Annotated in this window: 8 protein-coding genes; 4 read left to right on the top strand and 4 right to left on the bottom strand. The window is 36.7% G+C overall.

The annotated features are described in order from the left end of the window. The first annotated feature begins 47 nt into the window (after positions 1–47). Together AWW78_RS01425 and AWW78_RS01420 are read left to right on the top strand one after the other, a co-directional pair. Positions 48–2219 (top strand): TonB-dependent receptor, encoded by a 2172-nt coding sequence (locus tag AWW78_RS01425; protein ID WP_047133923.1) that lies wholly within the window; start codon positions 48–50, stop codon positions 2217–2219. Positions 2220–2398: 179 nt separating this feature from the next. Next, entirely contained in the window at positions 2399–4612 is a 2214-nt protein-coding gene (locus AWW78_RS01420) for a carbohydrate binding family 9 domain-containing protein (protein ID WP_047133922.1), read from the top strand. 4 nt (positions 4613–4616) lie between these two features. On the opposite strand, the gene AWW78_RS01415 is transcribed toward AWW78_RS01420, so the two are convergent. From AWW78_RS01415 to AWW78_RS01400, 4 genes are read right to left on the bottom strand one after another with little or no spacing between them, the layout of a single operon-like run. After that, positions 4617–5756 carry a galactokinase gene (locus tag AWW78_RS01415; protein WP_047133921.1) on the bottom strand — a complete coding sequence of 380 codons (1140 nt, stop codon included), beginning with the start codon at positions 5754–5756 and terminating at the stop codon, positions 4617–4619. Beyond that, on the bottom strand, positions 5749–6771 hold the full coding sequence (obgE, locus tag AWW78_RS01410; protein ID WP_047133920.1) for a GTPase ObgE: 1023 nt from the start codon (positions 6769–6771) through the stop codon (positions 5749–5751). The genes AWW78_RS01415 and obgE overlap by 8 nt, the downstream gene beginning before the upstream one ends. A gap of 1 nt (position 6772) precedes the next feature. After that, positions 6773–7906: a hypothetical protein gene (locus AWW78_RS01405; protein WP_047133919.1), complete on the bottom strand. Its 1134-nt coding sequence runs from the start codon at positions 7904–7906 to the stop codon at positions 6773–6775. 15 nt (positions 7907–7921) lie between these two features. Beyond that, complete coding sequence (locus tag AWW78_RS01400) at positions 7922–11575, bottom strand: tetratricopeptide repeat protein (RefSeq protein WP_047133918.1); 3654 nt, start codon at positions 11573–11575, stop codon at positions 7922–7924. Between the two features lie 505 nt (positions 11576–12080). Here AWW78_RS01400 and AWW78_RS01395 point away from each other — a divergent pair. Then, positions 12081–12446 carry a response regulator gene (locus AWW78_RS01395; RefSeq protein ID WP_159421009.1) on the top strand — a complete coding sequence of 122 codons (366 nt, stop codon included), beginning with the start codon at positions 12081–12083 and terminating at the stop codon, positions 12444–12446. A gap of 36 nt (positions 12447–12482) precedes the next feature. After that, on the top strand, positions 12483–14735 hold a 2253-nt coding region (locus AWW78_RS01390), incomplete at its 3' end, for a cytochrome c3 family protein (protein ID WP_141653874.1).

Raw genomic sequence — 14735 nt, 5'->3', positions numbered from 1 at the left:
AAAAACATTTAAAAAAATTTTTTAAAAACTAAATTTTGAGCTGTGGAATGCGCATTGCTGTGATTGTTGCATTTGTTTTAGGGCTTTTTACAATTTCGTTTTCCCAAGGGACAACGATAAAAGGTAAAGTCATAGATAAATTAACCCGAGAGCCACTTCCATATGCTGATGTTCACCTGGTAGAACTTAAAAAAGGAACAATTACAAAACCAGATGGGACATTTATCATTAGTGGGGTTCCTGATGGGGAATATACGCTGGAGGTAAGTTATGTTGGCTATAGGAAATTTCATAAGAAGGTAGATGTTAAAGACAATGGAACGACCGAAGTTAACATTGAGCTTGAGCAAACGGTCATTTCTCTTCCGGGGGTTATCGTCACAGGTTCAATATATGAAAAAAGCCCTTTTGAAATTTATCAACCAGTAGCTGTACTTGATGAGGATAGGCTCGGATTAAGACTGAGTGATAATATCGCAAAGACCCTTTCCTATGAGCCAGGCATAAATCTTGAGTATAACGGCTCAGCAGTTGGAAGGCCCGTGGTTCGGGGTTTGACGGGGACAAGGGTTCTTATTCTTGACAATGGGGTGAGAATTGGAGATGCTTCCGATTTGTCGCCAGATCATGCTATTTCGTTTGATCCTATCTCCGTGGAGAGGATTGAAGTAATCCGTGGACCGGCGAGCTTATTTTACGGTGTGAACGCTGTTGGCGGTGCGATAAATATAATCTCCGAAGATATACCGAGGACAGTTCATGATAAACTTAGGGGTTCGTTTAGGTTTAGCGGTTCAAGCGTGAATTCATCTTTTACAGGTTTTAGTGCAATTGATTATGGAATTAAAAACTTTGGTTTCAGAGGTGAATTTGGGTACAGAAAGAGTGGAAATACAAAGACACCGATTAAGACGCTTGAGAATACAAATGATGATAACTTAACATCATTGTTAGGGCTTGCTTATCACACCAAAAATCTAAGTGCCGGGTTAGCTTTTAGAAATTTCAGCGGGAATTATGGTATCCCTGTGGAGGGAGATGAACATCCAAGGTTTAAGGTCAGTAGAAATAAGTTGGTATTTAAATCCGATATAAAATTTGACAATGATGGAGGGATCGAATTGCTGGTTAATCAAACAGACTATGATCATAGAGAAATTGAGGGGGATGAAGTGGCAACTTATATAAAGACCAAAACTACAGGTGCTGACTTGAAGTTTAAACATGCTAAGGTTGGCAATTTTACAGGTATGATTGGAACAAGCTTTTTGTATCAAAACTATAACACGGTAGGTGAGGAGAAATTTTACGCTGATGCTAAACTTTATCTTGCTTCTTTGATTTTATATGAAGAGTTTGGAATTGATAAATTGACTTTGCAGGCGGGTTTGAGATATGATTTTGCACAGGTTAACTCAGAGAAATTTGGAGACTTGCCGGCGGTGAAGAGAAAGTTCAATGTTTTCTCAAGTTCAGCTGGCTTAGTTTATAAACTTTATAATCCAATTGTTTTGTCTTTTAGCTTTTCTCGAGGTTTCAGAATTCCAACGCTTCAAGAGCTTTTCGCTTATGGTCCACATCTTGGAACCCAAAGCTTTGAGATAGGGAATCGGGATTTGAAAGCTGAAACTTCAAATGAATTTGATCTTTCGATAAAGTGGCTCACGACGAGGGCAAATGCTGAAGTCACGGGCTTTTTGAACTACATTGATAATTACATTTATCCACAAGCGATGGGAGAAATTGATTCTGTCTCGGGACTTCCGAAATATAAATACACATCTACGAATGCCCTTTTAAAAGGATTTGAGGCGAAGTTTGAGTATGAGTTATTTAAATATTTAACCTGCACTTTTCTCATTGACTATGTTGAAGGCAAGAAGAGAAATGTGAATGAGTATCTTCCTATGATCCCACCTTTGCGAGTGATAGCTGGTGTTGAGTATAGGACAAGTAAATATAATTTTGGGATTGAAGTCAAAGCTGTTTCATCTCAAAACAAAGTTGCCCCAGAAGAATCAGAATCAAGAACAGCCGGTTATGCTATTGTTAATTTGCATTTCGGGGTTAGATTTGTTGTTGGGGGATTTGCACACGAAATAAATTTAAATGTTGAAAATTTGACCAATAGAACATATTACGATCACCTTTCGAGGATAAAGAATTTCGCACCGATGCCCGGAAGAAATATAAGCTTAGTTTATCATCTTCTTTTCTGATTAAATTGTGTGGTTTGACGTGATGAATTTATTAAGAAGCGGGCTTAATGCCCGCTTTTTTGTTTAAATCCTACCAATTATATTGTAATGTTTCTCGCCTTGTTTCTGTGGCGAAACCATAATTACTTTTATGCGTATTAAATTTTGCGAGTAAAACTCAAAAAACAAGAATCCACGCTATGAGGAGGATAGCTATACTTGCTCTATTTATGCCTTTGTTCCTAATCAATGCACAAAATAATTTTAAAATCAAAGCACTTAAAATCGATGAACCTATTAAAATTGATGGGAAATTAGAGGAAAGTTCTTGGAGTCAAGCTGAGAAGGTCGAGCTAAATTATGAAATTCAAATAACTGATAACAAGCCTGCACATCAAAAAACAATAGCGATGGTTTTATATGATAACCAAAATCTTTATTTTGGTTTTATTTGTTACGATACTAATCCTTCCCAGATAAGGGCTCGTATAACTGACAGGGATAAAATCTGGGAAGATGATTTTATAATTTTGATAATTGATACATACGGGGACAATCAAAATGCATATGAGCTTGCGGTTAATCCTTATGGGATTCAGGGTGATGCCATAAGAGCTGGGAATTCAGAAGATATAAGTTTTGATCTTGTATGGCATTCAGCTGGAGTGGTAACCGATTCTGGCTGGACGGTTGAGGTTGCAATTCCATTTAAGAGTTTGAGATTTCCAAAGAAAGAAAATCCGGAGTGGAGTATATTAATTGCTAGGAATTATCCTCGGGAGAGTAGATTTATTTTTTCGTGGACTCCATTTGATAAAAATAACCCTTGTCTTCTTTGTCAGAGCGGGAAATTAACGGGGCTTGAGGGGATTTCTTCGGTCAAATTTATTGAGGTTTTGCCTTACATTATGGGTTATCAAACTGGGGCTATCAAAAGTTACAGTGACCCTTCGCTTGGTTTTAAAAATGAACCTGTCAAGGCAAGGGTTGGCACAGGCGTTAAGTTTTCTCCAAATCCTGAACTTACAATTGAGGGAGTTTTAAATCCTGATTTTAGCCAAGTTGAAACTGACGCTTATCAAATAAGTGTCAACACTACATTTGCGCTTTATTATCCAGAGAAGAGACCATTCTTTCTCGAAGGGAGCGAAATTTTTCAAACCCCGATAAATGTTTTTTACTCAAGGATGATAAATAACCCAATTTTTGCTTTAAAATTAAAGCAGAAATCGAACAGGTTAACGATCGCTTATTTATCGTCCCTTGACGAGAAACCGCCCTTTCTAATTCCAGGCGAGGAAAGCAGTTCTACTATCTCAACTGAATTGAAATCATTTGTAAATCTTGGGAGGTTAAGATATGATTTTGGTGAGCAGTCCTATGTTGGCTTGATTTTAACTGGCAGAAACTTTTCAAATGCTTATAACTATGTTGGCGGGGTTGATTGGAATCATCTTTTTTGGAAAAATTATTATTTCAGGGGGCAGATTCTTTACAGCATGACAAAGGAAATTAACAATCCAGATTTATTCAGTGAGGAAAGGAAATTTGGCAATACTGGTTATAATGCTACATTTAATGGGGAGAGGTATAGCGGGAAGGGTATGGTCTTCAGGCTCTCGCGTGTTACAAAAAACCATGAATTTAGTATCTCATACCGTGATTTTTCACCGACATTTCAACCACATCTTGGATTTGTCACATCAAACAACAAGAGACAGATTAATATTGAAAATAATTTTAACTTTTATTTGAACAATCCAATTATTGACATCGCAAATGTGATAGTCGAGGCGGGACTTGAGTTTAATTATCTTGGGGCAAGAAAAGATAGATGGGTTATGCTTGGCGTGGGAGGACAGTTTAAAAATCAGATAAATGTTTTTGTTGGTTTTTTGCCTGTTAATGAAGAGATTTTTAGAGGGCATAAGTTCAGTAAAATTACAAGACTTTTTGCAAATTTTTATTCAACACCATTTGAATTTTTAACATTCCAGTTGGAGGGTGAATATGGAAGGAAAATTTATCGGGGTAGCGAGCCGAAGCTTGGATTCGCAAAGGAATTTAATGTTTATTTAAAACTTAAACCCACGGATAAATTTGAATTTTCGATTTGGATTGCGAAAGCACGACTTGAGGATAATAGAACTGGTGAAATATTTTACGACGGTTATGTTGCTGGCCTTGTTGGAATTTATCAGTTCAATCCAAACTTTTTTATCAGATTGATAACGCAATATAATTCGTTTAGCAGATCAATTCAAGTTTTCCCGTTGTTAAGTTTTAAACTCAACCCGTTTACAATATTTTATATTGGTTCGGTTGCTGATATGCTCGATTTCGGTGAGCCGCATGGTGTGAAGCAAACAAACAGGCAATTTTTCTTGAAGTTTCAGTATCTGTGGAGGAATTAAAATTTCATCTTGAACTTACTTCAACTCCATTTTCGGGCGAGGTGACATAGATTTTGGGCTTTCTTCCGAAAGTTTTTTGAAACTCTTCAGATATAATCCTTATCGCCTCGCCAGCTTTCTCTTTTATTGCTATAATGATGGCACCTGAACTAGCACCAAAAAGTTTTGCTCCTATAACCCCATCGATCGTTGCGGATATATCGACGATTGCATCAATTTCAGGTGTGCTGATTTCATAATCATTTCTTAAACTCAAGTGTGAATCGAACATAAGCTTCCCAAGAAGTGAAAGATTACGGCGCCTTAAGGCAATTACGAAGTTAAGCGTCCTTTCGTTTTCTTCAACGATGTATTTAATTCTCTTCATTGAGCTTTTGTCAATGAAGTTGGAATATTTGTTCAGTTTGTCAGTTGTTAAATCGCGAAGTGATTTAACTTGTGGATCAAGCGTTGATATAACATCAGTGGCGTTTTTGCATTCATCTCTTCTTCGCGAAAGCTCAGGCGCGGTAAGTTCAGCTCCTTTTCCCGGGTCAATTATCAAAATTTTTAGTCTTCTCGAAATGGGTGCGTATTCATATTGGAAGGTTTTGCAGTCGATAAGAATTCCAGTGTTATCTCTTGCCAGTGCGGATGCCATATAGTCAAAAACATTTTCATAAGATGAAGTCATATATTTGCCAATCCTCTCACATAAATGGAATAGATCAATATCTTCAATTTCCAGGTTTTGAAGATGTCTAATTCCAAATGACAAAGCCACGACGGATGCGGGTATATCGGCGAGGTTTGGGCTTTGAGGAATATCGCTTGCTATACATATGTTAAGTCCGGGGATGTCGTATCCGTTGTCAAGCAAAGCTTTTATAAGTGCCTTTACAGGTGTTATCCATTTATTCTTTTCAATTTTGCCAAGTGATTTCTTTGTGAAAATTTCAAGTGCAAGAGCGCGATCTGAATAAACAACAAATTTTTCATCAAACCTTGAGGATAAACTAACATAAGTGCGATGGTTGATTGCTATTGAAAAGACGAAGCCAGCACTTTGATATGTATGCTCTCCCATAAGGTTTATCTTTCCCGGTGCGGAACTTACAACTTCAGGTTTTTCGTAAAAAATTGAGTTATGCAATGAGTCAATCATTTTGAACTGGATTAACTTCTTGTTGTTTTATCTCTTGAAGTTTAGCCCACATCAAGTTTATAAGCTCTTTTAATCCCTCACCCGTGATTGCAGAAATTTTTACGATGGGGACATTATCTTCAAATCTTATGCGGTCAAGTTTTTTTCTCAGTTTTGAGTCAGCAAGGTCTATTTTTGTTATCGCAGCGATCCTTGGTTTTTCAAGTAAAACCTCCGAAAAAAGGCGCATCTCATTCAAAAGGGTTTCATAATCTTTTCGTGGATTTGAACTTGTGCATTCAATCATGATGACAAGAAGCTTGGTTCTTTCAATGTGTTTTAAGAATTGTATCCCAAGACCTTTGCCAAGGTGTGCACCTTCTATAAGCCCGGGCATATCCGCGACGACAAAGCTTTTAAATTCATCATATCTCACTATTCCAAGATTTGGTTGAAGCGTTGTAAATGGATAATCGGCGATTTTTGGTTTTGCGGCAGAAATTTTCGAGATCAAAGTTGATTTACCAACATTTGGGAAACCAACCAGTCCAACATCGGCGATAAGTTTTAATTCCAGTTCAATTTCCCTTTCTTCCCCTTTTTCGCCTTTTTCTGCAAATCTTGGGGCTCTATTTGTTGGGGTTGCGAATCTTGCGTTTCCTCTTCCACCTTTTCCACCGCGCGCGACGATGACTTCATCGCCGTCGTTTACAAGGTCAGCAAGGATTTCCCCAGTTTGTGCATCTTTGACAATTGTCCCACATGGAACTAATAAAACGATATCTTCTCCATTTTTGCCGTGTTGATTTTTACCGCGACCGTGTTCGCCATTTTCAGCTCTGTAAAATGTTTTATATTGGTAATCAAGCAATGTAGAAAGGTTTCTGTCGGCTCGTATTATCACATCTCCACCTTTTCCTCCATCGCCTCCATCGGGACCACCCTTCGGAACATATTTTTCCCTCCTGAAACTGACGCAACCATTTCCGCCATCCCCGGCTTTCACATGTATTTTCGCGTAATCTATTAAGATCATATCACCTCATCGCAGGAAAATATCTTCTGTAGACGAAATCGGTAAATTCAACTGCCTCATCCGAATATGGGTCAATTTCATGCTCTATGAAAATTGAGTCAATAAATGCCGAAGCCTCTTTCCAGTTATTTATTGAGTTTAATTTATTTATCGCTTCGTAAAATCTCCTTTCGTCTCGCTTAAAAATTTTCTTCACAAATTTTTCCTTCCTTTTCTCGTCGAGAAGTGAATTCAGATCTAAAAGTTTTATTCCCGGTGCAGATCCTATTTCGATCGTTTCAATTTCTTCCACTGGTTCTTTTGGTTGAACTTCCGGTGTTTCAATTCTTACCTCAGGTGATTGTTCCTCTGTGTATGCAGGGGCTTCTTCCTTAAGGGATGCGGGTTTTAAAACTCGTTTTAAGATAATTTCAAGATCTGCTGGTGTAAGTTTTTGTCTTCGGTGGAGATCTTTTTCAAGCTCAATCTCTTTTACAATATTTTCCAAGCCTTTATCACTATAGTAAATCATCAAGGCTTCCGCCGGCACTGAAACCGAATCGTTTGCAAATTTGAAAAAGTCAAAAACAGGTTCAACTATCGAAAGCAACTCTTTTATTGAGACATTTTTAACAACTTCTTCATCAATTTTGCGCAGCATTCGCTGAAAGATTTCAAATTTTATCTCGTTTGACTGGTACTTCTCCAAAATTTTAACCATTAGATTTTTGTAGTAGCTGTATTCGTTAAAGTTTGAAATGGTTTCATTTATTTGTTCGATCGTCTTTACGGGCTCGTTTTTAAAAATTACTTTTGCCAATGTCCATTCGGGTCTTAACACAAAATTAAGTGCAAATTTCGATGCTTTGTCAAGTGCATCTTCAAATTCAGAGTAGGTGAAAAGGAGAGCATTTTTAAGCGTGTTTATCAAGGTTTTTCTTGCGGAAATAAAGTCGGAATTATTTTGGTCAAAGCGTTTTGAGTAAAGCACATTTAAAAGTTCCTCACTTAAAATTCTCTCTGCGAAGATGTTAAAATAATCTTTCATAGCTTGCGGTATGTCCCAAGCGATTATTTCATTTAGTGAGATTCTATCTCTGCCCGAGACTTTTGATAAAACTTTTTGTTTTATGTTTTCGACTTCTTTTTCAAACATTTTCAACCCCTTGGTTTATTGTCTTAAAATTGATTTAACTCGTTCAATTTCTTTTTGAGCTCCAGCTTTAAAAATCGGATCAATCCCAGGTCTATCAATTATCTGCTGATACATATTTATTGCTTGATCATATTTTTTCATTTTCTCGTAGGATTGACCAGCCATATAGAAAGCATTTGCAGTCCAATCGATCTTCGTTTTCTTGGTGACAAGATATGGAACCTTTAAAAATTCAAGTATCGCTTGTTCGTATTCGCCTTTGTAATAGAGAACTTCACCTATGTAATAGTGTAGCTCAGCTTCAAGGTCCTTATCCGCTTCTTCAAGTAGTTTTTGAAAGTATGAAAGCGCAAGATCATAATTCCCAAGCATTTCATACATAACCCCAATTTTTATCTTCTTATCGATAATATCATCGGCATTTGGGAATTTTTCAATGTATTTTCTCGCTATTCCAATGGCAAGTTCGTAATAACCAAGCTCTTCATAGCAGGCAAGGAGATTATTCATCGCTGGAATTAGGATTTGCGGTTTATCAGCGTTTTCAACAACGAATCTATAAAAGATTGTGGCTGAATCGTATTTTTCGAGCTTGAAGTAGATATTTCCAAGCGATAGATTAACACGCAGTTTTACATCTTGATCAAGTCGATCTCTGTTGAGCTCTAAGAGCGATAGAATTGCAGAGTCAATTTTGCCATTATATTCATCTATTTTTGCGGTCCAATACTTGGCAAGGTGCGAGAATCTCGTGTTTGGATAACTTTTAACAATTTCATCAAAAACCTTTTTTGAGTTTGTGAAGTCTTTGTTTCTGAAGTAATATCCGCCGAGTTCAATTTGGAATTCAGCAAGGTAATTTTTTATGTCAAATTTTGAAAATGATTGTTTAAATGAATTTATGGATTTATTTGCGTTGTCAATATCGTTCATTCGGAAATAGCAGATGATAATTTTCGCTGTGGTTGCAATTCGTTCGCTATCATTTGCTGAAACTTTAAGCAACTTGTTATATCTTTTGAGCGCTTCATCATATTTTTCACCTTCAAAGAGGATCTCCGCTGATTCAAAAGTTGCTTTCTTGCCAAGGGAAGGATTAAATTTTTCAACTTTATCGAAGTAATAAATTGCTTTCTCAGGTATCCCTTCGGTTTTATATATTTTCCCAAGCGTATAATAAGCTTCCCCAGCTGATGGTAGCAAGTTTTGAATGGCTATGCCTGGCGATGGTTTCGGGGTTGAGAGATAAGCCTTGTAATATTTTTTTGCATTTGCGGGGTCTCCAAGATTGTAATATGCAGAGGCAATTTTGAATATAGTTTCGGGTTCTTTTTCTATGTTTTCTCCATCCAAGAGATAGCTTTTATAACCATCTATCGCTTTTAAGTAATCGTTTGATTCGAAGTAAATATCGGCAATTTTTAGTTTAACATCTTCAGCGATATTAGTATAAAAGTAATTTTTCTCAATTTGTCGTAAGGCATCTATTGCTTTGCTGTAGTCTTTCATTTGCTTTAAGATCTGTGCCTTCAAGTCGAGCGCTTTGGCGTCATAATTTGAAGGTGAATATTTTTTCAAAATAAGTTCTATATCCGAGAGCGATTTTTGATTTTCTCCAAGTTTATAGTAAGCGTAGGCTCTTTTAAAAAGAATTTCCGGAACTTGCTCTTGATTAAATTTATCGAAATTTTCCGTTGAAAGTTTTATCACTTCATTCCAATTTCCGTTTGATATATGGTAGTTTAAAATTTCAGTTACGAATAAACCTTGGAATTTTGAGTTTGGATATTTCGTTTTAAATTCTTCGGCAATTTTCCTGCGTGCATCTTGATTTAATCCCGCTATTGAAATTTTGTATAGGTAGAAAACGGCTGTGTCAATTTTACCCTGATCAATTGTTGGGTTTGAACTTATAAAGCGTTGAATTAAATTCCTTGCTGAGTCAGCTTCTATTTTGTTTTGGATGTAAAGATTAAAGGCACAGTTCACTTTTTGATAATTTATCAATGCTATTTTGGAGGGCTCAAATTTTCCTTCGGAAACGGCGAGGTCATAGTATTTCAGCGCATTTGAGTAATCTTTCAGCTTGAAGTTATAAAAGTCTGCAAGTTTGAGAAAAATTTCACTTTTGGGTTTGTCTTTTAAAATGTCACCGATTAATTCAGCAATTGAAGCAGAGTTATCAGTTTGATTAACTATTTGAAATCTTTTTATCTCTTCGATTTTGTTTAGGGCATTTTCATAGAGTTCAGACGATTTGTAGTCGCTTACCAAGATTTCAAGGTTTGATATAGCATCGTTTGTTTCACCAAGTCTTGCATGACAGGCAGCAATATGGTAAATGGCTTCGTCAACATATTTACTTTTAGGGAAAAGATGTAAAATCTCGGTATAGTAATATATCGCTTTTCTGTAGTCTTTAAACTTTTCTTCGTGAATCAATCCCAACTGGAAGAGAACTTCTTGCGTTAATTTGTTCGATGGATACAGCTCGAAAAATTTTTTGTAGTTTTCAACTGCACTTTCAAAATCACCGAGACGAGTGTAATTTCTTGCCAGGGCGAGCAGTGCTTTGGGTGTTAATTGTGAAGTCGTATCGCTATTGATGACCTTTTGATAAAACTCGTTTGCTTTTTGGTAGTTTAAAATTTTTTCAAAGGCGACAGCGATACCGAAATAAAGCTCAGGATTTGATTCTGATTCGGGCAGTGAATTTAGAAGCTCATTGTAAAACTTTATTGCATTTTGATAGTCGGCGATGTTAAAGTAATAATTTGCGAGGTTGAGCAAAACTTTGGGTTTTAGCGTTTTACTCTCTTCTGATGTATCCATCAGAGCAAGTGATTTCAACATATAATTTATCGCGGTGTCATATTCGCCAAATTCTGCTTGAAGTTTTCCAAGTTCAAAATATGCAGATGATATTATTCCGGGGGCAATTTCGGTTTGTGATACGATATTAGTTAAGTAATTTTCCGCTTCTTCACTTTTGCCAAGTGATGAGTTCAACCTTGCGATGTTAAGTAGCGCTTTAAACTTTAGGTTTTTATCATCAACTTCATTAGAAATTTTTCTGTATTCGATCAGTGCCCTTTCAAGGTTTCCTTCCTTGGTCAGGATTTCTGCAAATTTAAATCGTGCTGTATAGAAATATTCGCTTTCTGGATATTCTTGGATGAGGGCGAGTATAACCTTTTTCGCATTTTGAATATCATTTGCGAGTTCAAAATATTTCGCTGATTCAATGAGCGCTTTCGGTGCGATCTGATTTCGGGGGTAAAAGAGTTTTATTCTTTCAAATGCCGAGCCTGCTTCTTTGTATTTTTTTAATTCAACAAAACATTCGGCGGATTTAAGTAGGGCTTCAATTGCTTTGGGGTGTGATGGTTTTGAAAGTGCGAAATCTTGAAATAATGTTTGTGCATCTTCAAACTTCCTAAGTTTGAAATATGACATCGCAAGATAAAACTGTGCATCTGGTGTTTGAGGACTGTTGGGATATGTGTCAATGAATTTTTTTAGCTGTGAAATTGCAAGGTCGTAGAAGCCTTCGTTATACAGATTTATGGCGAGTTTAAATTCGGCGTTTTCTTTTGTATCCTGTGAAAATGCAAAGTTAAAAAGAATCAAAACTAACAGTAAGATAAGTGGATTTGTAGACCTGCGCATCAGAGTGACAGTTTAGTTTTTTCTGAAAAAATTTAACATTTATTTGAATTTTAAGCAAAAAGGTGGGGTGAGGGAAAAGGAGTGGTTAGGTATGTCGTCTATGTCGTTTAGAGATGTGGGGGTTATAAAATGACGAAAAGCAGAATTATTATGGTTGAATTTTAAAATTCATAGTTAGCGTGAAAAGGGAAACTAATAGTTGGGAAAATAAAACTCGGTAGATAGAAATAGAGGATGTCTATAAAGAGATAAGGCTCGGTTGGCTAGTAAGTGTATTGTTATAGGTGGCATCAATGGAGTTTAAAAGAGGCTTCAAAATCGGAGGTTTCATTTCAAAAAGTAGTGTGAGTGGCAAGATTGTTTAATTTTTCCCCTACCTACTTTATTTGTAGCAATTTTGCCACATTATATTTGAAAATTCAAATTTTCGCCATTGAAAATCAATCTCTTTTCTGGCATAATGATTGATGTTTTATTTTTGAAAACAATAAAGAAAATCCAAGAGATGAGGAAAGTTCTTGTGGCAGATGCGGATGAATCAATGAGAAATTTACTTGTAAAGTTTTTGATTAAAGAAGGATTTGAAGTTTGTGTTGCCGTATCGGGCAAAGACGCAATCGAAAAAATGTCGCAGAGTAAATTTGATTTTATCATCATTGATGAAAACATCTATAAATCAAACCAGCTTGATATTAACTCAATTGTCGATAAATTGATGCCCAAGGCTAAAATAATTTATATTGCGCCATTTTATGCTTTCAGCGAAAGGATCGAGATGGAGGGTGATAAGGTTATAAAGTGTGGTGATAAGCTTTTTAAAATATCTGAACTAAAAAACCTGATAAACGAATTCACCAGCTCATCGGGTTAAAATGATAAATTCCCCACAAATTTTTTCTAAGCACCTATGATTAAAAAATTTTTAGCAGTGATGTTTTTAGGTATAGTTTTTGTTTCAAAATTGTTTTCTCAGTCTAACGCCGAGTGTTTTTCTTGCCATGATGATAAGACGCTGACGATGGAGCGTCATGGTAAGATTATTTCTCTCTATGTTGATCCGAAGAAATTTGAGAATTCAACTCATGGGGCATTGAGTTGTGTTGATTGTCATATTGGATTTAATCCAGAGGAAATTCCCCACAAGGGAAAAATTGAACCTGTGGATTGTTCTCCGTGTCATTCCATGGAGGTTTCGGGTTTCAAATCAAGCAAACATTCACTGAAGTTGAAATGCGCCTCTTGTCATGGTGGAATTCATGAAATTGTGAAAGTTTCCAGAGATATTTTTGTTAACAAGTGTTCTTCCTGTCATAAGAAGGAGTTTGAGGATTTTAGGACAAGCGTTCATTTTAGTTTTAATAAAGGTGCTGATTGCATTGCCTGTCATGGCTCTCATTCAATAAAGTTCGCTTCTTCGGATGTTTGCTTAAGGTGCCACTCGGACAAGAAAATTGTCCATGAACATCAGGAATTTGTCTTGAAGTATAAGGAAAGTATCCATGCTAAATATATCAATTGCTCGGATTGTCATACGGGGCATAAGGTTTTGAAAGCAAGCGATCCGAATTCAACTGTTGCGAGGGCGAATATTGGTAGGACCTGTGAAAAGTGTCATAAACAGGTTGCGTTGAATTATTTTGAATCAGAGCATGGGAAAGCTTTTTTAAGTGGATTCAAAAGTGCCCCTACTTGCACAGATTGTCACGGGGAACATGATATAATGAAAGTTACGAGTAGTGAGTCAAAAATTAGCCGTGCAAATGAGATAAAGGTTTGTTTAAAGTGTCATCTTGATGATCCAGATGTCAGGAGTCGTATGACGCATACATCAGCTTTTATTGCTTCTTATGAGAAAAGCATTCACGGTAGGTTATATCATAGCGGTAACCAAGATGCGGCGGTTTGTAGCGATTGTCACGGAGCTCATGAAATGATGAAAGCGAGCGATCCAAATTCGAGAGTTTATAAATTTAATGTTGTCTCAACATGTGGAAATTGTCATGTTAAAATATCAAATGAATTTAAAGAAAGCATTCATGGTGTTGCGCTTGCGAAGGGTAATTTGGATTCCCCGACCTGTACCGATTGCCATGGGGAGCATTTAATTCTTGAGCCCACCGATCCACGCTCACCTGTTGCCCCAAGGAATGTTGCTTTGCAACTTTGTTCAAAATGTCATGCTTCGGTAAAACTTGCAGAAAAATATGGGTTGCCATCCGATAAATTTAGAACTTTCACAGATAGTTATCATGGCTTAAATGTTAGATTGGGTAATGTTGAAGCTGCAAATTGCGCAAGTTGCCACGGTGTGCATGATATTTTGCCTTCATCTGATCCAAGGTCAAGTATTCACAAAGCAAACCTTGTTAAAACCTGTGGACAATGTCATCCTGGGGCAAATGAGAATTTTGTTAAGGGTAGAATTCATGTGACAGTTGCAAGCACGGATGAGAAAATTATTTATTGGGTTTCGACAATTTACATCGTTTTGATAGTCTCAGTTGTTGGCTCAATGTTTGTTCATAATCTCCTTGACTGGATAAGGAAGACGATTGATAAGTATAGGCAAAGGCACACTAAGTTAGCTCATCCGCCAAATGAACTACCTCGAAAGACAAATCTTTATCTCAGGATGACGCTTGAGGAGAGAATACAGCATTTTGCGCTTGTTATAAGTTTCTTTACGCTTGTCATAACTGGATTTATGCTTGCTTTTCCAGATGCATGGTGGGTTGTTGGTATAAGAAACCTCGGTGGTGAAGCTATCTTCAAATATAGAGGATTAATTCACAGAATTGCGGCTGTTATACTTGTCCTTGACTCAATTTACCATTTATACTACATTATTTTCACGAAGAGAGGGCGAGAGTTTATAAGGGACATTATGTTTAGGATGCAGGATATAAGGGATATGGTTCAGGTTTTGAAATATAATCTCGGAATCTCAAAGACGAAGCCGAAATTTGGAAGGTTCAATTATATTGAAAAGAGCGAATATTGGGCTTTGATTTGGGGTACTGTGGTTATGACAGTTACGGGTATTGTTCTATGGTTTGAGAATCATTTTATGGGATGGTTTTCAAAGACATTCGTTGATGTCTGCAATACGATTCATTACTTTGAGGCGTGGCTTGCATTTCTTGCCATTATAGTTTGGCAT

It is taken from the genome of Candidatus Kryptonium thompsonii, assembly GCF_001535985.1.
In the GTDB taxonomy this organism is placed as follows: Bacteria; Bacteroidota; Ignavibacteria; order Kryptoniales; family Kryptoniaceae; genus Kryptonium; species Kryptonium thompsonii.
The sequence above is the reverse complement of the archived record's forward strand: the minus strand, read 5'-3'. Positions and strand labels throughout refer to the sequence as shown.